This window comes from Xanthobacter sp. DMC47 (assembly GCF_056313845.1).
Genome location: NZ_JBQUZM010000007.1, coordinates 127,851 through 146,363 on the forward strand (window position 1 = coordinate 127,851; position 18,513 = coordinate 146,363).

At 69.7% G+C, this 18,513-nt stretch carries 20 protein-coding genes; 3 read left to right on the forward strand and 17 right to left on the reverse strand.

Going from position 1 to position 18,513, the window contains the following annotated elements:
• Window position 1: 1 nt before the first annotated feature.
• The 6 genes from ACT54R_RS24150 to ACT54R_RS24175 form a co-directional block, all read right to left on the reverse strand.
• Complete coding sequence (locus tag ACT54R_RS24150) at window positions 2-1,042, reverse strand: ABC transporter ATP-binding protein (protein ID WP_476331189.1); 1,041 nt, start codon at window positions 1,040-1,042, stop codon at window positions 2-4.
• Window positions 1,039-1,830: an ABC transporter permease gene (locus ACT54R_RS24155; RefSeq protein ID WP_476331192.1), complete on the reverse strand. Its 792-nt coding sequence runs from the start codon at window positions 1,828-1,830 to the stop codon at window positions 1,039-1,041. Before ACT54R_RS24155 ends, ACT54R_RS24150 begins: the two co-directional genes overlap by 4 nt.
• A gap of 8 nt (window positions 1,831-1,838) precedes the next feature.
• Complete coding sequence (locus ACT54R_RS24160; protein ID WP_281804680.1) at window positions 1,839-2,657, reverse strand: ABC transporter permease; 819 nt, start codon at window positions 2,655-2,657, stop codon at window positions 1,839-1,841.
• Between the two features lie 21 nt (window positions 2,658-2,678).
• Complete coding sequence (locus tag ACT54R_RS24165; protein ID WP_476331195.1) at window positions 2,679-3,707, reverse strand: ABC transporter substrate-binding protein; 1,029 nt, start codon at window positions 3,705-3,707, stop codon at window positions 2,679-2,681.
• A gap of 8 nt (window positions 3,708-3,715) precedes the next feature.
• The gene (locus ACT54R_RS24170) at window positions 3,716-4,777 is read right to left on the reverse strand and encodes a substrate-binding domain-containing protein (RefSeq protein WP_476331198.1); all 1,062 of its coding nucleotides are present in this window, start codon (window positions 4,775-4,777) and stop codon (window positions 3,716-3,718) included.
• A 200-nt stretch (window positions 4,778-4,977) separates the two neighbouring features.
• Complete coding sequence (locus ACT54R_RS24175; protein WP_476331200.1) at window positions 4,978-5,343, reverse strand: hypothetical protein; 366 nt, start codon at window positions 5,341-5,343, stop codon at window positions 4,978-4,980.
• Window positions 5,344-5,866: 523 nt separating this feature from the next.
• On the opposite strand from ACT54R_RS24175, the gene ACT54R_RS24180 reads away from it, so the two are divergent.
• Both ACT54R_RS24180 and ACT54R_RS24185 read left to right on the forward strand, forming a co-directional pair.
• Complete coding sequence (locus tag ACT54R_RS24180; RefSeq protein WP_476331203.1) at window positions 5,867-6,589, forward strand: response regulator; 723 nt, start codon at window positions 5,867-5,869, stop codon at window positions 6,587-6,589.
• A complete protein-coding gene (locus ACT54R_RS24185; RefSeq protein ID WP_476331206.1) occupies window positions 6,586-7,968 on the forward strand; it encodes an ATP-binding protein in 1,383 nt (460 codons plus the stop codon). The genes ACT54R_RS24180 and ACT54R_RS24185 overlap by 4 nt, the downstream gene beginning before the upstream one ends.
• A 41-nt stretch (window positions 7,969-8,009) precedes the next feature.
• On the opposite strand, the gene ACT54R_RS24190 is transcribed toward ACT54R_RS24185, so the two are convergent.
• The 8 genes from ACT54R_RS24190 to ACT54R_RS24225 form a co-directional block, all read right to left on the reverse strand.
• Entirely contained in the window at window positions 8,010-8,891 is an 882-nt protein-coding gene (locus ACT54R_RS24190) for a 3-hydroxybutyryl-CoA dehydrogenase (protein WP_168457186.1), read from the reverse strand.
• 89 nt (window positions 8,892-8,980) lie between these two features.
• Entirely contained in the window at window positions 8,981-9,925 is a 945-nt protein-coding gene (locus ACT54R_RS24195; protein WP_168457187.1) for an electron transfer flavoprotein subunit alpha/FixB family protein, read from the reverse strand.
• Window positions 9,925-10,674 (reverse strand): electron transfer flavoprotein subunit beta/FixA family protein, encoded by a 750-nt coding sequence (locus ACT54R_RS24200; protein ID WP_476331210.1) that lies wholly within the window; start codon window positions 10,672-10,674, stop codon window positions 9,925-9,927. The genes ACT54R_RS24195 and ACT54R_RS24200 overlap by 1 nt, the downstream gene beginning before the upstream one ends.
• A gap of 132 nt (window positions 10,675-10,806) precedes the next feature.
• Window positions 10,807-11,538 carry a rhomboid family intramembrane serine protease gene (locus tag ACT54R_RS24205; RefSeq protein WP_476331213.1) on the reverse strand — a complete coding sequence of 244 codons (732 nt, stop codon included), beginning with the start codon at window positions 11,536-11,538 and terminating at the stop codon, window positions 10,807-10,809.
• A 123-nt stretch (window positions 11,539-11,661) separates the two neighbouring features.
• The gene (locus tag ACT54R_RS24210) at window positions 11,662-12,243 is read right to left on the reverse strand and encodes a cob(I)yrinic acid a,c-diamide adenosyltransferase (protein ID WP_476331216.1); all 582 of its coding nucleotides are present in this window, start codon (window positions 12,241-12,243) and stop codon (window positions 11,662-11,664) included.
• A 5-nt stretch (window positions 12,244-12,248) separates the two neighbouring features.
• Window positions 12,249-12,443, reverse strand: a complete 195-nt coding sequence (locus tag ACT54R_RS24215) for a twin transmembrane helix small protein (RefSeq protein ID WP_476331219.1) — start codon at window positions 12,441-12,443, stop codon at window positions 12,249-12,251.
• 19 nt (window positions 12,444-12,462) lie between these two features.
• A complete protein-coding gene (locus ACT54R_RS24220) occupies window positions 12,463-12,969 on the reverse strand; it encodes a TspO/MBR family protein (RefSeq protein WP_476331222.1) in 507 nt (168 codons plus the stop codon).
• Window positions 12,970-13,074: 105 nt separating this feature from the next.
• Window positions 13,075-13,521: a host attachment protein gene (locus tag ACT54R_RS24225; RefSeq protein ID WP_476331225.1), complete on the reverse strand. Its 447-nt coding sequence runs from the start codon at window positions 13,519-13,521 to the stop codon at window positions 13,075-13,077.
• Window positions 13,522-13,819: 298 nt separating this feature from the next.
• Between ACT54R_RS24225 and ACT54R_RS24230 the strand changes: the two genes are divergently transcribed.
• Window positions 13,820-14,119 carry a hypothetical protein gene (locus ACT54R_RS24230; protein WP_476331228.1) on the forward strand — a complete coding sequence of 100 codons (300 nt, stop codon included), beginning with the start codon at window positions 13,820-13,822 and terminating at the stop codon, window positions 14,117-14,119.
• 61 nt (window positions 14,120-14,180) lie between these two features.
• Here ACT54R_RS24230 and ACT54R_RS24235 read toward each other — a convergent pair whose 3' ends face one another.
• The 3 genes from ACT54R_RS24235 to ACT54R_RS24245 all read right to left on the reverse strand — a co-directional run bounded on the left by ACT54R_RS24235 (window position 14,181) and on the right by ACT54R_RS24245 (window position 18,493).
• Window positions 14,181-16,550, reverse strand: a complete 2,370-nt coding sequence (locus ACT54R_RS24235; RefSeq protein ID WP_476331231.1) for a Tex family protein — start codon at window positions 16,548-16,550, stop codon at window positions 14,181-14,183.
• Window positions 16,551-16,793: 243 nt separating this feature from the next.
• Window positions 16,794-17,774, reverse strand: a complete 981-nt coding sequence (locus ACT54R_RS24240) for a phosphotransferase enzyme family protein (RefSeq protein WP_476331234.1) — start codon at window positions 17,772-17,774, stop codon at window positions 16,794-16,796.
• A 119-nt stretch (window positions 17,775-17,893) separates the two neighbouring features.
• Window positions 17,894-18,493: a HupE/UreJ family protein gene (locus ACT54R_RS24245; protein ID WP_476331237.1), complete on the reverse strand. Its 600-nt coding sequence runs from the start codon at window positions 18,491-18,493 to the stop codon at window positions 17,894-17,896.
• Window positions 18,494-18,513: the final 20 nt, after the last annotated feature.

An 18,513-nucleotide genomic window follows, 5' to 3' on the forward strand; every position in this document is an offset into this window, starting at 1 on the left:
GTCAGGCCAGAGTGTAGCGGTTGGCGTCGAGGGCAAGGCCAATGGCCGCCCCGGCAGCAAGAGGCATGTCCGCTGGTGCCTCGGCGATGATGCGGGTGCCGTCGCCGGCGTTCAGCGTCACCCGCTGGCGCGGGCCCTGAAACTCGACCTGTGCCACCTGGAATACCAGCGTCGCGTCCGCCGGGCTCACGAGGCGCACCGCCTCGGGCCGGAACAGGAGCCGCGCCTTGGACTTGTCCGGCGCGGCCACGGGCAGGATGCCGGCGGCGGTCTCGAATCGGCCGTTGCGCACGATGCCCTCCAGCCGGTTGGTGATGCCGACGAAGCCGGCGACGTAATCGTCCGCCGGCTGGAAATAGACCTCGCGCGGGGTGCCCACCTGGGCGATGGCGCCGTTCTTCATCACCACGATGCGGTCTCCCAGCGCCAGCGCCTCGGCCTGGTCGTGGGTGACATAGACGGCGGTGATGGCGAGACGGCGCAGCAGGGCGTCGATCTCGCTGCGCAGATGCTCGCGGAGGGCAGCGTCGAGGGCGGTCAAAGGCTCGTCCAGCAGCAGCACGCGGGGCCGGACGGCGAGCGCCCGGGCGAGGGCGACGCGCTGGCGCTGGCCGCCGGAGAGCTGGTCGATGCGCCGCTCCGCCAGCGCCTCGATGCGCATCATGGCGAGCACGGAAGCCGCCTGCGCCCGCCGCTCGGACGTCCCCACGCCGCGCACCCGCAGACCGTAGGCCACGTTGTCGATGACGCTCATGTTGGGAAACAGAGCGTAGGACTGGAACACCATGCCCACGTTGCGCTTCTCGATGGGCAGGGCCGTCACGTCCGCCCCGTCGAAGGCGATGCGGCCGCCCGCGTCGGGCGTCTCCAGCCCGGCGATGAGGCGCAGCAACGTGGTCTTGCCGCAGCCGGAGGGGCCGAGCAGCACCAGCGTCTCGCCGGCCTTCACCTCCAGATCCACCGGCGAGAGCGCCCGCGTGCCGTCCGGATAGGTCTTGCCGCAGCCGGCGATGGAAATGGCGGCGCCGGTGGAGTTGGTCATCGCGCGTTCCCCGTGGTGCGGCCGAACAACTGGAGGGCGAGGAGGAGGGGCACGATCATGACGAAGAAGACCAGCGTGTAGGCGCTCGCGATTTCGAGGCGCATGGAGGCGTAGCTGTCGGCGAGGCCCACCGGCAGCGTCTTGGTCAGCGGCGTGTGCAGCATCCAGGTGAGGTTGAACTCGCCGACGGAGAGCGTCACCACCATCAGCGAGCCCGCGAGGATGCCGCCCTTCGCATTGGGCAGCACCACATGGAAGAAACGCTGCAGCGGCGAGGCGCCGAGCGAGGCCGCGCCTTCCTCCAGCGAGCGGATGTCCACGGCGGCGAGCACCGCCATCACCGCGCGCAGCATGAAGGGCAAAGTGTAGAGCACGTGGCCGGTGAGGATGAAGGCCGGACTCATGCGGAATTCGCGGATGGCGCCATAGGCGAGGATGAGCGCCAGCGCGAGCGCCAGGCCGGGCACCGCCACCGGCAGCGTCACCACCTCCTCCACGATGCGGGCAAGCCGCGAGGGCCGCCGCACCAGCGCCCAGGCCGCGGGCACGGCGAGCACGAGGGTTGCCGCGAGGGTGCCGAGCGCGAGGGCGATGGAGAGCCAGATGGTGTCGGAATAAAGCGCCAGCACCTGCTTCACCCAATCCAGCGTCAGGCCGGAGGAGACGCCGCGGAAGTAATTGGCGGTGAAGCCGGCAAGGATGGAGGCGCCGGCCGGCACCATCAGGAAGGCGGCCGCCAGCAGGGTCACAAACAGTTGGAAGGCGAAGGTGAGGCGGTGGGTTTTCATGGCGCGCCTCAGCCGGCCGCCGCCACGCCGGAGCCGGCGAGGTTGCGCGAGAGGGCGAGGACCGCCCAGGTGATGAGGCCGAGGGCGATGGAGAGCGCCGCCGCGGTGGCGAAGTTCGCGTTGAGGGTGAACTCCGTATAGATGGTCATAGCCAGCACATCGATGCGCGTCGCCAGCGTGAAGGCGGTGCCGAAGGCGCCCATGGCGGTGGCGAAGGCGATGGCCCCCGACGCCATCAGCGCCGGCGCGATGCCGGGCAGCGTCACGTCCCGCAGCACCTCGAAGCGCCCGGCGCCGAGCGAGCGGGCGGCCTCCTCCAGCGCCGGATCGAGCTTCTCCACGGCGGCCATGAGGGTCACGAGCACCCGCGGCAAAGAGAAATAGACATAGCCCGCGAACAGACCGGCCATGGAATAGGCGAACACCCATCGCCCCATGCCGAGGCCCATGGAAAGGCTGGCAAGCAGCCCCTGCCGGCCCGCCAGCAGGATCACCATGAAGCCCACCACCACGCCGGGAAAGGCCAGCGGCAGGGTCAGGCAGGAGACCAGCAGCGGCCGGCCCCAGAAGCGGTTGCGGGCGAGGAACAGCGCGACGACGGTGCCAATGGCGAGGGTCGCCGCCGTCACCGCCGCCGAAAGCAGCAGCGTCGCGACGAGGGTCGCGAAGTAGCGCGGGTTGAGGAGGATGGCGACATATTCCGCCATCCCGTTGGGGCCGGACCCCGCGACGCCGATCAGCCGCACCATGGGCAGCAGGAAGAACGCCGCCACGAACAGGAAAAGCGGCAGCAGGAACAGGCGGGCGAGGCGATCGGCGCTGTGCATGGCGTCAGGCTTGAGCCCGCCTCACTTCACATTGTTGAGGTAGGCGTCGGAGAAGGCCTTCTGCGCCGTCTCCATGCGGGCATAGTCCACGGGCTTGGCGCGGGCATAGTCCGAGGCGGGCAGGAAGCGGCTGGCGATATCCGCGGGCAGCTCGATGTTCCGGGCGGGGCGCAGATAAGCCTTGGCCCACATGGCCTGTCCCTTGTCGGAGAGCACGTAGTCGAGCACCTTCCTGGCCGCCTCGGGGTGCGGCGCGCCCTTCACCATGGTCATCACGTAGGGGACGACGACGGAGCCCTCGCAGGGGATGACGAAGGCGAAGTTGCCCTTCTCGTTGTACTTCGCGCGATAGGCGTTGAAATCATAGTCGAACAGGATCGGAATCTCGCCGGAGACGACGCGGGCGTAGGACGTCTGCTTGGGCACGATGGGCTGGTTGGCCTGGAGCTTCTTGAAGTATTCGATGCCCGGCTTGAAGTCGTCGAACGAGCCGCCCAGCGCGCCGTTCACCGCCACTGCGCCCACATAGCCGACGAAGGCGGAGGTGGGGTCGAGATAGCCGACGAGGCCCTTGTATTCGGGCTTCAGCAGGTCCGCCCAGCACGCCGGCACCGGCGCGCCGCCGAGCGCATCCTTGTTCACGAACAGGCCGAGCGTGCCGGAATGGATGGTGAACCAGTTGCCGTCCTTGTCCTTCAGGCCGTCCGGGATGTCGGCGAAGCCCTTGGGCTCGTAGGGCTGGGTGACGCCGGCATCCTTCGCCTTGATGCCGAAGGTGACGCCGAGATAGGCCACGTCCGCAACCGGGCTCGCCTTCTCGGCGAGGATCTGGGCGAGGGACTGGCCGGAATTCTTGTTGTCCTGCGGCACGTCGATGCCGGTGTCGGCCTTGATGGCCTTCAGCATCGCGCCCCAGTCGGCCCATTCGGGCGGACAATTGTAGCAGATGGCGTCGGCCGCAGCGGCCGGACGGGCGGGGGCGATGACCGCGACGGCGGCGAGCCCAAGAGCGGAAAGCGTCACGGCGGAAAGGGTCTTGAGGGGACGCATGGCGGGCCTCACGGATTGGGTGGGGTCGGCGGGGTGGGGGCTTGACGGGGGGTACGCTTCGGCGCGGCGGCAAGCGTGCCGCCGGGCCGCAGGCTGAAGGGCAGCCGCTCCACACGGGGCGCGGTGCCGGTCTCGATCATCTCGAACAGCAGTTCCACCGCCTGCTCGCCCATGCGGCGGGTGGGGGTGTCCACGGTGGCGAGGCTCGGGCTCATGGCCCGGCCGAGGGCGATGCCGTCGAAGCCGGCGACGGACACATCGTCCGGTACGCGGATGCCGAGGTCGCGCAGCGCTCCGGTCACGGAAAGGGCGAGCAGATCGTTGGAACAGAGCGCCGCGGTTGGCGGGGACTTGGCGCCGAACAGTCCGGAGAGCGCCGCGGCATGGCTCGGGGCGTCGCCCAGATAGTCGAGTTCCAGCGGCGGCGCGGCCACCAGTCCGGCTTTCTCCATGGCCGCGCGATAGCCCTCGTAGCGCTTCAGCGAGCGGTCCGATGTGGCGAAGCGGCCGGCGAGATAGGCGATGCGCCGGTGCCCGGCGGCGATCATCGCCCCGGTCAAGGCGGACGTGGCGGCGCCATTGTCCACGCAGACGGCGGCGCGCGCATCGCCCTCCGGCTCGTTATGGACGAGGACGAAGGGGATGCTCTCCGCCTCAAGCAGATCGAGGGTGGCGTTGTGGCTGGCGCAGGCGACGGTGAGCACGAGGCCGGCGACGTTCTGCGCCACCAGCGTCTCCACCAGTTCCGCCTCGGCGGAGGGATCGTAATCGGTGGCGGTGAGGAGGAGGGTGTGCCGGCGCTCGCGGGCGGCCGCCTGCATGCCCGCCACCGAGGCGGCGAACACCGGATTGGTGAGGCTCGGGATCACCACCCCGACGGTGCGGGCCTTGAGCGTCTTCAGCGCCCGGCCGATCTCGCTCGGGCGGAAGCCCAGTTCGTCGATGGCCGCGCGGACCCGCGCTTCCACGTCGGCGCTGGTGGGCGCCGAGCGGTTGATGACGCGGCTGACCGTGGCGATCGAGCAGCCCGCCCGCTCGGCGACGGTCCTGATGGTGACGATGCGCGGCACGTGCGACCCCGGCTGGCTTCACTCGGTTGCTTCAATCGAGCGTGAAACCGTTTTCAGGATCAGTAAAGGGGGTGCGCGACAGGCGTGTGACGGGGGCGGGCGGGCGCGGGGTCGAAATGCGGACAGCGGGCGTGCCGAGGCACGCCCGCTGCGGGGAAGGGAAGATCAAGGGCGGCGAGATTCCCTTCCTTCTCGTGGCCTCACGGACGCGCGGGGGGCGGCGTGGGGCGATCGGGGTGGCCGCCGAAAGGCACGCCCGGAGGCGGCGGGGGCGGCGGGAGAAGTGCGAACTCGAGCCGGCCCAGTTTCTCGATCTGGTCGGGCGAAAGGCGCGCTTTGAGGGTGTCCACGGCCTTGAGGAGCCGGGTTCCGGCCTTGCCGGCCTCCTCGCTGCGCGCTCCGAACGCGGTGACGAGGGAGAGCGGCGCGGCGCCGGGTTGAGGGGGCGGCGGCGGGGGCGGCAAGGCCTCCTGCAGCGCATCGGTGAAGTCGCGCCACGCGTCGAGCTGGTTGGCGCGGATGCCGAGGGCGGCCTCGGCGGCGGCAAGGTTGCGGGCGAGGCCCATCGGGCCGGGAGGGCCAACCGCAGGGCCACCCGGGGGACCACCGGCAAGACCGCCGCCAGCAAAGCCACTAGGAAAGCCGCCAGGAAAGCCAGCCGGTCCGCCTCCGGGTCCGCGCGGCGGCCCCGGAGGGCCGAAGGGCGGCGGGGGAGCGTCGGCCGCGGCGGTGTGCTGGTCCTGCGGGATCGGGTTATCGTCGACCTTGGCGTATCCCGGAGAAGACGCGATGAAACCGGCAATCGCCAGGATGGTCACGCTCGCGCTGGCGAGAATGAGGGCCCGGAAACTCTGGCGGGGTGTCTTCCGCATCGGCTCTTCGCACGGCATGGCGCGTCTCCTGTCCATCAGGTTGACGCGAGGATGGCGGCGGCTCGTAGCCAAAAGAGGTCGGGGAGGTATCGCTAGATGTCCCCCCGGGCGGATTTTGTGACTGAATGTTGCCGGCCACCGCATGGCAATGCTGGGAAGCATGCAAGCGTGCGGCGGCCGGGCCCAGGGGCTAGCATCGGCCCGAACGGAGGAACCGGTGCAACAGGACGGACCCCACATTCTCGTCGTCGACGACGATCTCGAAATCCGCAAGCTGCTCAGCCGCTATCTCGCCGCGCAGGGCTTCCGCGTGACCGCCGCCGGCGACGGGCGGGAGATGGAGGACAAGCTCACCACCCAGCGCATCGACTTCGTGGTGCTGGACCTGATGCTGCCCGACGCATCCGGCCTCGACCTGTGCCGCGCCCTGCGCGCCCGCTCGCGGGTGCCGGTGATCCTGCTCACCGCCCTGAAGGAGGATGTGGACCGCATCATCGGCCTCGAGATCGGCGCGGACGATTATCTCGGCAAGCCGTTCAATCCGCGCGAGCTGGTGGCCCGCATCCGCGCCGTCCTCAGGCGCACGAGCGCCACCGAGCCGGCGTCCTCCCCTGTGCGCGCCTACGGCTTCGCCGGCTTCCGCGCCGAGCCGGACCTGCGCCGCGTCACGGCGGCCGACGGCTCGGAAGTGGCGCTCACTGGGGCCGAGTTCGACTTGCTGATGGCCTTTCTCGAGCGGCCCGGCCGCATTCTCTCCCGCGACCAGCTGCTCGACATCACCCGCGGGCGGGAGGCTGGCCCGTTCGACCGCTCGGTGGACGTGCTGGTCAGCCGCCTGCGGCGCAAGCTCGGTGACCAGGGGGCGTTCCAGATCCTCAAGACCCTGCGCAATGGTGGCTACCAGCTCTCGGTGCGGGTGGACATGGAGGAGGCGCCGTGAGGACGCTGCGCGCCCAGGTCACGGCCATCCTCGTGGTGGCCGTGCTTGTGGTGATCGCGCTGGCGAACGGAGCGTCCTTCTTCATCGTCCGTCCGGACTGGCCGCCCTTCGGCGATCATGGCACCCATGCCGCCGACCTCCTCCTCATGGCCGATCTGGCGGCAGCCGTTCCGCAGGGTACCGAGGTCCGGTCGCAGGTCGGGGGGGCGCTGCTGCGGCCGGAGCCGCCGGCGGGCGAGATCGATCCGGAAGAGACGCGTCTCCTGACCGAGGCCTTGGCAAGGCTTGGCTCCACTTTGCCCGTTCAGGTCCTGCGCCGCCCGCCGCCGCCCGGTGGACCGGGTTCGGCCGCCCCGGAACCGCCGGGGGGCCCCAGCGAGATCACGGGGGTCACGGCTCTGCGGTTGCCGGACGGGCGCTGGCTGGTGGTGGATGGCCGCCGACAGCCGCGACCGCCGCCCGGCCCGCCAGGCGGCGCGGCGGGCTTTGCGGTGTGGCTTGCCTTCATGATCCTCGGCGTCACCGGGGTCGTCATCCTCGCCGTCCACCGCCTCACCCGTCCGCTGGCCCTGGTGGAGGAGGCGGCGCGGCGCATCGGTCCCGACGGCGAACTGCCCGTGCTGCCGGAGCGGGGACCGGCCGAGGTGCGCGCCGCGGCGGCCGCCATCAACAGTCTGTCGGCGCGGCTGAAGGCCTCCATGGACAGCCGCATGCGCATCGTTGCCGGCGCCGCCCACGACCTGCGTACCCCGCTCACCCGGATGCGGCTGCGCGCGGAATTCATCCCGGATGGGGAGGACCGCACCCAGTGGCTCTCCGATCTCGCGGAGCTGGACCGCATCGCTGACAGCGCCATCCGCCTCGTCCGCGAGGAGGTGGAGGGGGGCGCGCTGGAGATGGTGCGGCTCGACCGCCTGGCGGCCGATGTGGCGATGGAATTGAGGGAGATCGGGCTCAGCGTCGCCATCTTCGCGGCGTCGCCGGCGTGCGTCGCGGGGCGGCCGCTCTCGCTCAAGCGGGCGGTGCGCAACCTCGCGGTCAACGCCGCCACCCATGGCGCGAGCCTCGGCGGCGGCGCGCGGCTCGCCGTCAGCGCCGATGCGACGCGGGTGGTGCTGGTGATCGAGGATGACGGCCCCGGCATTCCCGAGGCGCTGATGGGGCAGGTATTCGAGCCGTTCTTCCGGGTCGATCCGGCGCGGCATGTGAAAATCCCGGGTGCGGGCCTTGGCCTCGCCATCGCCAACGAGATCATCAGCCGCCACGGCGGGCGGCTCATCCTCTCGAACCGCCCGGGGGGCGGCCTGCTGCAAAAGGTGGAACTGCCGGCCGCTGCAGCCGCCGAGGAACATGAGCCCGGCGGCCTTGGGCTGGGCTGATCGGCGGAAAGGCCGGGTTGTCGGCCTCTCCGCCCGATGCCTCAGCGGGTGGGGACGGGCTTCTCGCCGCGGTAGTCGTAGAAGCCGCGCTGCGTCTTGCGGCCGAGCCAGCCGGCCTCGACATACTTCACCAGCAGCGGGCAGGGCCGGTACTTGGAATCGGCGAGGCCCTCGTGCAGCACCTGCATCACCGCGAGGCAGGTGTCGAGGCCGATGAAGTCGGCCAGCTGCAGCGGACCCATGGGATGATTGGCGCCAAGCTTCATGGCGCGATCGATGGAATCCACCGAGCCCACACCCTCATAAAGGGTGTAGATGGCCTCGTTGATCATCGGCAGCAGGATGCGGTTGACGATGAAGGCGGGGAAGTCCTCGGCCACCGCATAGGTCTTGTGCAGGCGGGTGACGAAGGTTTTGGAGGCCTCGAAGGTCTCGTCGTCGGTGGCGATGCCGCGCACCAGCTCGACCAGCTCCATCAGCGGCACCGGATTCATGAAGTGAATGCCGATGAAGCGCTCCGGCCGGTCGGTGGCGGCGGCGAGGCGGGTGATGGAGATGGAGGAGGTGTTGGAGGCGAGGATCGCCTCCGGCTTCACCGTCTGGCAGAGCGCGGAGAAGATCTTGCGCTTCACCTCTTCCCGCTCGGTGGCGGATTCGATCACGAGGTCGCAGTCGGCGAGATCCTCGGTCTTCTCGGCGACGGCGATGCGGGTGAGGGCTTCCTGCCGGTCGGTCTCGGACACGACGCCCTTGGACACCTGCTTGGCCATGTTGCCGTTGATGGTGGCGAGGCCGGAGCGGATGCGGTCTGCGTCCGCGTCGTGCAGCGCGACGTCATAGCCGGCGAGCGCGCACACGTGCGCGATGCCGTTGCCCATCTGGCCTGCGCCGATGACCCCGACCTTCTTGATCTCGAGCGGCATGATTCTCTCGTTTCGCCTTGTTGCCGGTGACCGGGGCGGGCCTCCCCGAAACTGCGGCCGGTGGTACTCCGGCCGCAGTCAGAGTGATCCTATCCCTTAACCTTGGCGATTTCCGCCTTCAGTTCGGGGATGACGGTGTTGATATCGCCGACGAGGCCGTAGTCCGCCACCTGGAAGATGGGGGCTTCCTCGTCCTTGTTGACGGCGACGATGACCTTGGAGTCCTTCATGCCGGCGAGGTGCTGGATGGCGCCGGAGATGCCGAGGGCGACATAAAGCTCGGGGGCGACGACCTTGCCGGTCTGGCCCACCTGCCAGTCGTTCGGGGCATAGCCCGCGTCCACCGCGGCGCGCGAGGCGCCCACCGCCGCGCCCAGCGCGTCGGCCAGCGGCTCGATCAGCTCGGCGAACTTCTCCCGCGAGCCCACCGCGCGGCCGCCCGACACGATGATCTTCGCGGCGGTCAGCTCGGGACGGTCGGAGGCGGCGATGCTCTCTTCCACGAAGGTGGAGAGGGCCGGGTCGGACGCCGCGCCCACGGTCTCGATGGCGGCCGAGCCGCCCTCGCCGGTGGCGGCGAAGGAGGCGGTGCGCACCGTCACCACCTTCTTGGCGTCGTTGGACTTCACGGTCTGGATGGCGTTGCCGGCATAGATGGGCCGCTCGAACGTGTCGGGCGAGACCACCTTGGTGATATCGGACACCTGCATCACGTCGAGCAGCGCGGCGACGCGCGGCAGCACGTTCTTGGCGCTGGCCGTGGAGGGACCGACGATGGCGTCGTAGCCGGGCGCCAGCGAGACGACCAGCGCAGCCAGCGGCTCGGCGAGACGGTGCGCATAGAGCGCATCGTCGGCGAGCAGCACCTTCTCGACGCCCGAGAGCTTCGCGGCGGCCTCGGCCACGCCCTTGGCGTTCTGGCCGGCGACCAGCACGTGCACGGGCGAGCCGAGCGCAGCGGCAGCGGTGAGGGCCTTGGCGGTGACGCCGTTGAGGGCCGAATTGTCGTGTTCGGCAATGAGCAGAACGGCCATCAGATCACCCCCGCCTCATCCTTGAGCTTCGCCACCAGCTCGGCAACCGAGCCCACCTTCACGCCCGCCTTGCGGCCGGCCGGCTCGGCGGTCTTCAGCACTTCGAGCCTGGGGGCGACGTCCACGCCGTAATCGGCCGGCGTCTTCTCGGCGATGGGCTTCTTCTTCGCCTTCATGATGTTGGGGAGCGAGGCGTAGCGCGGCTCGTTGAGGCGCAGGTCCGTCGTGACGATGGCCGGGCCGTTGAGCTTGATGGTCTGCAGGCCGCCGTCGATCTCGCGGGTGACGACCACGCCGCCGTCCTCCACCACGACCTTGGACGCGAAGGTGGCCTGAGGCCAGGAGAGGAGCGCCGCCAGCATCTGGCCGGTCTGGTTGCAGTCGTCGTCGATGGCCTGCTTGCCGAGGATCACGAGGCCGGGGGCTTCCTCGCCCACCACGCCCTTGAGAATCTTGGCCACCGCGAGCGGCTCGACCACGCCGTCGGTCTTCACCAGGATGCCGCGGTCGGCACCCATGGCCAGGGCCGTGCGGAGCGTCTCGGAGGCCTGGGCCGGTCCGATGGACACCGCGATCACCTCGGTCGCCTTGCCGGCTTCCTTGAGGCGCAGCGCCTCTTCCACCGCGATCTCGTCGAACGGGTTCATGGACATCTTGACGTTCGCAAGCTCCACGCCCGAACCGTCAGACTTCACCCGGACCTTAACGTTGTAATCCACCACCCGCTTAACGGGCACCAGGATCTTCATCGACACACGCTCCCCGTTCCCGAAATCTCGACCGACGGTCGCAAAATCCACCGATGGTCGTGACTTCCGCTCTTATCCCTGCATTGCAGCATTTCTTGCGGGCGGGCAACGTAGGAGGGGCCAGAAAGTGTGTCAACGCTCGCTCCGGCGCGGCGTTCGGACGCTCGGCACGCCGGAGGGATCGCGATCGAACAGGGCGACGCCCGGCCGGCGCATCAGTGCCACCAGCACGGCTCCGGCGAGGAAGCCGCCCACGTGCGCCCACCACGCGGTCTCCTGGTCCGAACTCGACAGGATCTGCCACACCTGGAGGCCGAACCAGGCGCCGATCGCCCAGTAGGCGGGTACCCGCAGCGGGATCTTCATCAGCACCAGCGCCCACAGGCGGATGTTGGGGTGGAGCACGAGATAGGCCGCGATCACCCCGGCCACGGCCCCGGACGCCCCCACCAGCGGCGCCTCCGACCCGGGCTCGGCCACCACATGCACCAGCCCGGCGATGATGCCGCAGAGCAGATAGAACAGGAGGAAGCGGGCATGGCCCATGGCGTCCTCCACATTGTCGGCGAACACCAAAAGGAAGGCCATGTTGCCGATGAGGTGCAGCCAGCCGCCGTGCAGGAACATGTAGCTGACGAGGGTCAGGGCCGGCGGCAGCCGCTCGTAGCCGTCGGGCAGGATGGCGACGCCGCTCACCACGGCGGGAATGGCGCCGAAGCCCAGCACGCCGGCCTCGCTCACCGGCCCGAACGCGCCGTGCTGGAGGGCGACGAAGACGAACACATTGAGCGCGACCAGCCCCCAGGTGACGTAGGGGCGGCGCACATGCTCCAGCGGATTGGCGTCGGCGATCGGAACGAACATCAGACGGTCCCGGGGACCCGTCCGCCGCCTGCGTCCGTCCTGTCCCGTAGGAGCAAGCTTAGAGCAGGGCGGAGCGCCCCCGCAACGGACCCAGCGTCAGACGCGGTTTCAGGCACGGCTCTTTCAGGTGCGGCTTTTGCCCGGCACCCACAGCACGTCCGCCGCGCCGCGGGCGTTGGCATAGCGGCCGGCGACGAAAAGCAGGTCGGACAGCCGGTTCACGTAATGCAGCGCAGGCGCACCCACCGTGCCTTCGCCCTGGTGCGACAATGCGACCATGATGCGCTCGGCCCGCCGGCACACGGTGCGCGCGAGATGCAGGTGGGCGGATGCGGCGGTGCCGGCCGGCAGCACGAAGGAGGTGAGGGGGGATAATTCGGCGTTGAGGAGGTCGATGTCGTCCTCCAGCCGCGTCACCTGCGCCGGCACGATGCGGAGGCTCGCGCCGTCCTCCTCATTGGCCGCGGGCGGCACGCAGAGATCGGCACCGAGGTCGAACAGATCGTTCTGGATGCGCACCAGGATGCCATCCAGCAGGGTTTCGCCCGACAGGTGCAGGCGGGCGATGCCGAGGGTGGCATTGGTCTCGTCCACCGCGCCATAGGCCTCGACGCGCAGGTCGTACTTGGCGACGCGCCTTCCGGTCCCGAGCCCGGTGGTGCCGTCGTCCCCGGTGCGGGTGTAGATCTTGTTCAGCTTGACCATAATCGTCAGCGGCCCATGGCGAAGATGGTGGCCATGACGATGATGATGGCGAGGAACTGGAACAGCACCCGCATCTGCATCAGCTTCTGCGAACGCTGGGGCGATCCGCCCGAGGCGAAATTGAAGAGGCCCAGGAAGAGCACGCCCGCCACCAGCGCCAGCGCCAGCGGGATGAACAGATAGATCGACCAGTGCACCATCTCTTGATCCTCCCGGCGCTCAGTTGAGCACGGCGATGCCGGCATTGAGCGTCGAGGCGTAGCACACCCAGACGAGATAGGGCACCAGCAGCCAGCCCGCCGTTCGGTCAAGGGGGAAGGTGGCGCGGAGCGTCAGCACCAGCAGCACGACCAGCCCGATGATGATGACGAGGCCCGCATTCACCGCATGCAGGCCGAAGAACACCGGCGACCACAGGAAGTTCAGCGCGAGCTGCGCCAGGAAGAGGCCGATGGCCACGGTGCGGGCGGAGGAGCGGGGCACCTTGTCCCACAGCTGCCAGAGGCTCACCGCCATCATCAGATAGAGCAGGGTCCAGACGATAGGGAAGGCGGCGTTGGGCGGCGTCCAGCCGGGCTTCACCAGACCTTGATACCATGCAGGGATGGCCGGCGAGGTCACCGCCCCGCCGACCGCGCCGACGCCCAGCATCAGCACGAGGCAGCCGAGCAGCCGCAGGCGCGACACGGCGCAGGGCGAAAGCGAACGGGTGGAAGTCACGGACATCTGGCAACACCTTTCCACCGCCGTCCATGCGGGCGGCGGTTTGTCCTTATCCGAACGCCACCCTCCGATGGATCGTTTCGCCACCTCCGTAGGGGCGGGGATCTCTCAGGTGGCGATGTGGTTCGCGATCTCGTCCACCGGCAGCTTCACCAGATCCTTGGCGATCTCACCGTCTACCAGCGGCGTCACGCGGTGGGTCAGCGCCTCCCGCAGCACCCCCAGCGCCTTGGGCGGGGCGACGAGCAGGATGCGGTCAGGGGCCTCCCCCGCCGTCACCAGCGCATCAAGCCGCTTGGCGACGCGGGCGATGAACGCGGCCTCGGCCTCGGCGTGCAGATCGGTGGTCTCCACGGCGCTGCGGGCGACGGTCGCGGATTCGTGTACACGCCCCGGCCGGTCGGTGCCGAGGGCGGCGGTGCCGGGATGGGGCTCGCTGAAGCTTTCCAGCACCGACAAGCGCGGCGCCGGGGCGATGCCGGCATCGGCGAGCAGGACGGCCTTGGCGCCGTCGCACACCACCACGAGGCGGTTCATCTTGTCGGGCTTTGTCATGTCCCTGTCTCCCTGATCGCGCGACACCGGAAGCGCCGGCTTGAGCGTTCTTTGGGCCGGTGGTCATGTCCTTGTGTCACATGGGAGGGGACGGGGCTTTGTCCAGAGACAAACCGCGCGCGTGTCATCTGCGACCATCTGACGACAGGCCGGGCGCTTGTCGCACGGGAACCGGCGTGAGACGCTTCCGTTGAGGGTTTGCGGCTGGGCGATCCTTGAGGTGATCGGCGCCAGATGTCGCCGCGTAATGGTGCTGTCGCATCGCCGGAACGCCCCCAGCCCTGCCGAGGATACCGCCATGCCGTTCCTGGTCCGCTTCCTTCTCCGTCACGCCGCCATCGGCATCGGCGTCGCCGCCGTATTCGTGGCGCTTCTGGTCGCGTTCGACGTGGCGCACCTCGCCAGCCTGTTCGCCCATTCGCCGGATGGGCTGCTGGCCCTCGGCGTCCTCACAGTGGCGCTGGGCATCACCTTCGGCAGCGTGCAGATGGGCTTTGCCGTGATGCTGATGGACGACGAGGATGGCCCGCCCTCCGGCCGCCGCGCCCGCCTGACACGCCTCGTGCCCAAGCTCGCGCGGGTCCACGCCCGGCGCTGACGCTTCCTCTTTTCGTTTTGAATGCGGCCGGGCCTGACGCCCGGCCGTTTTCGTTTGAGGTCTATTGCCCCTTGCGCCGCATGGCCTCGGCCAGCGCCGCGCCGAAGGCGCCAGTCCCGCCCCTGTCGCCGCCCTTGTCGGCCGGCTTGCCCTGCTGCGGGCGGCGGGCGTCGTTGCCCTTGAAGTCGTTACGCGGCTGCTCCGGACGGCCGCCGGAGGGGCGGGAGGCGCCGGCGTCGTCCTTGCGCATGGAGAGGGCGATGCGCTTGCGCTTCACGTCCACCTCCACCACGCGCACCTTCACCACGTCGCCGGCCTTCACCACCTCGTGCGGGTCCTTCACGAAGCGGTCGGCCAGCGCCGAGACGTGGACCAGCCCGTCCTGATGGACGCCGATGTCCACGAAGGCACCGAAGGCGGCGACATTGGTCACGGTGCCTTCCAGCACCATGCCGGGCTTGAGGTCGCTCATCTCATGGACGCCTTCCGCGAAGGTGGCGGTCTTGAAGGCGGGGCGGGGGTCGCGGCCGGGCTTCTCCAGCTCGGTGAGGATGTCGCGCACGGTGGGCAGGCCGAAGCGCTCGTCCACGAAGGCGCGCGGGTCCAGCGCCTTCAGCGCCGCCGTATCGCCCATGATCTGGCGCACGTCGCGCCCGCAGGCGGCGACGATCTTCTTCGCCACCTCATAGGCTTCCGGATGCACGGCCGAGGCATCGAGCGGTTCGGCGCCGTCGGGGATGCGCAGGAAGCCGGCGGCCAGCTCGAAGGTGCGCGGGCCGAGGCGGGCGACCTTCAAGAGTTCCTTGCGGGTCTTGAACGCGCCCACGGAATTGCGGTGCGCCACGATGGCCTCCGCCAGCGAGGCGCCGAGGCCGGAGACGCGGGCGAGCAGCGAGGCGGAGGCGGTGTTGAGATCCACGCCCACGGCGTTCACCGCGTCCTCCACCACCGCGTCGAGGGCCTTGGCGAGGCGGGCCTGATCCACGTCGTGCTGATACTGGCCGACGCCGATGGCCTTCGGCTCGATCTTCACCAGCTCCGCCAGTGGGTCCTGCAGACGGCGGGCGATGGAAACGGCGCCGCGGATGGACACGTCGATGTCAGGCATCTCGGCGGCGGCGGTGGCGGAGGCGGAATAGACCGAGGCACCGGCCTCGCTCACCACCACCTTGATGGGCTTCTTCCCCGACGCGTCCGGCGGCAGCGCGGCGATGAGGTCGGCGGCGAGCTTGTCCGTCTCGCGGCTTGCCGTGCCGTTGCCGATGGCGATCAGTTCCACATTGTGGCGGCGGATGAGGTGCGCCAGCTCCGCCATGGCGCCCTGCACGTCGTTGCGCGGCTGGAAGGGATAGACGGTCGACGTGGCAATCAGCTTGCCGGTGCCGTCCACCACCGCCACCTTCACGCCGGTACGGATGCCGGGGTCGAGCCCCATGGTGGCGCGCGAGCCGGCCGGAGCGGCCAGCAGCAGATCCTTGAGATTGCGGGCGAAGACGCGGATGGCCTCTTCCTCCGCCCGCTCGCGCATCTCGCCCATCAGCTCCACGGTGAGGTGCAGCGAGAGCTTCACCCGCCATGCCCAGCGGGCCACATCCAGGAGGAACGAATCGGCCGGCGCGCCATTGGCCAGCGGGATGTCGTAGGCCTCGGCGACGATGCGCTCGGCGGGCTTCACCGGCGTGGTGGCGTCCTCGTCCACGACCAGGTCGAGGGTCAGCATCTCCTCGTTGCGTCCGCGCAGCATGGCGAGCACGCGGTGGCTCGGGGCGGTGGCCCATTTTTCGGCATGGTCGAAATAGTCGCGGAACTTGGCGCCCGCCTCCTCCTTGCCCTCGGCCACCTTGGCCTTGAGCATGGCGTTGGCCTTCAGGTGCCCGCGCAGGCGACCCACCAGCTCGGCATTTTCGGCGAAGGTCTCCACCAGAATGTCGCGCGCGCCATCCAGCGCCGCCTTGATGTCCGCCACCTGCTCATTCAGGAACGCCGCCGCGCGGTCGGCCGGAGCCATGGAGCGGTCCGCGAGGATCGCCTCGGCCAGCGGCCCGAGGCCCTTCTCGCGGGCGATCTCCGCCTTGGTGCGGCGCTTGGGCTTGTAGGGGAGGTAGAGGTCTTCCAGCTCGGCCTTGGTGGTGGCCGCCTCGATCTTGCCGCGCAGTTCGTCGGAAAGCTTGCCCTGCCCGTCGATGGAGGAGAGCACGGCGGCGCGGCGGCTCTCCAGCTCGCGCAGGTAGGACAGGCGCTCTTCCAGCGTGCGCAGCTGCGTGTCGTCGAGGCCGCCCGTCACTTCCTTGCGGTAGCGGGCGATGAAGGGGACGGTGGCACCTTCGTCGATGAGGGAGACCGCGGCCGTGACCTGCGCCGGGCGGGCATTGATCTCGGTGGCGATGAGGCGGGCGATGGCGTCTGCGTTGCCCTGCGGTGCGGCGGCCATGTTGTCTCATCCTCTCCTGCGGTGACGGGGGCACGCCCATAGCCGAGCAATGGGGCGCTGTCACGTTGCGGCTTGCGCCATCCCCGCTTCCCGTCGCCCTCCGGCTTGACCGGAGGGCCCATCCCTCCGCCGGAGCAGGCGCGGGGAGGGCGGAATGAACGGCGCCATGGGTCCTCCGGTCAAGCCGGAGGACGACGATCGTGCTGATGGTGGCAGTGCGGAGGACGATGGAGGCGGACGCGCCTATCCCAGCCGGCTGAGGAAATCCTCCGCCAGCGCCAGCGTCCCGGCGGTATAGGGCGCGCCCATGGCCTGTGCGGTCGGCGTCTCGGCGTGGGAGGCGACCCAGGCGGTGAGCAGCATCCGGCGCAGCATCACGAACAGGTCGAGCTGCGCGTCGGCATCCGCCGGCAGGGGAGCGAGGGCGCGGTAGCCGTCCGCCCACGCATTCTTGAGGGCCGGCACCAACGGCGAATGCTCCATGAAGGAGACAGCCGAGGCGAAGTCGTAAAGGTACCAGGAGAAGCCGCAATCGTCGAAATCGATGAGGGTCAGGCTGTCCCCGTCCGCCAGCAGATTGGCGAGGCGCAGGTCCGCATGGATGAGGCCGAAGCTGTCCGGCGTCGTCAGTGGCGCGAGGCGGTCCTTCAGGGCGAGCGCCGTGCGCTCCAGCAGCGCGCGGCCGGGTGCATCGAGGCCCAGCGCGGCGCGGAAGTCGCCCCACAGCGGGCTGTCGCCCAGCATGCTCTCGAAATCCCACGCCTTGCGGGTGAAGCCAGCCGGCCGCCGCCAGCTTTTGGCATGGGCGTGGAGACGCGCGTGGAAGGCGCCGAGGCGGTGGAACCAGCCGGGCAGGTCCGCGCCCTCCTGCGGCTCGATGCCCGGCACGAAGGCGAAGGCGGCCAGCCGGCGCGGGGCGCCGTCCGCGCTCACCTCATTCAGGAGGTGGCCGTCGCGCGTGGGGATGATGGCGGGGGTGGGCACCACGGCGTCGGCACGCAGGGCCTCGATCCAGGCAAGTTCGGAGCGGATTTCCGCCGCCGCGTGATAGCCCGGCCGGTAGACGCGGACCACGATGTCCTGCGTGCCCGCGGTGGCGCGGAAGGTGGCGTTCTCGGAGATGGAGAGGAGCTGGAGCGCCGCATCCGGCGGCAGGCCCCAGTCCGGCAGATGGGCCCGGACCATCTCTTCGGTCCGCGCCAGATACGCCTCGTCGTACAGCACCCGTCCGGCCTCTCAAGCGTGTCGGACGGGCGCTATAGCATGGTTGGGGGTCTCTACCATCGGCCCCGGCCTGCGGCCGGAACCGAGTGGGTCGCTCAGGCGCCGCGCGGGCTTTGCGCTCAGACGAGCCCGGCGAGGATGCCGACGCCGGCCACCGCCACCGCCGCGCCCGCGCCGCGCACGAACTTCTCGCCATGCATCTCGCCGAAGCGGCCGATGGCCATGCCGAGCCCGAGGCCCGCGACATGGAGGAGGGCGGTCGCCGACATGAAGCCGAGGCCGTAGGCGAGGCCCGAGGCGTCCGCCGGCATTTCCGCACCATGGGCGTGGCCGTGGAAGATGGCGAAGAAGCCGACCATGGCCATGGCCGCCGCCAGCGGCGCCTTGACGCCGAAGGCCACCACGCCGCCCAGCACGATCACCGACAGGGCGATGCCCAGCTCCACGAAGGGCACGTCGATGCCGGAGATGCCGAGGGCGCCGCCCACGGCCATCAGGCCGACGAAGGTGGCGGGCACCGCCCACACGGCGCGACCGCCCAGCTGCCAGGCGAAGATGCCCACCGTGACCATGGCGAGCAGATGATCGAGCCCGCCGAGGGGATGGGCGAAGCCGTGGCTGAAGCCGTGCACGTCGCCGACGCCGGTATGGGCGAAGGCGATCTGCGGCAGGAGGGCCAAGGCGGCAGCGGCGGCTGCCGTGCGGAGTGTGCGGTGCATGAAGTTCTCCCCGGTGTTTG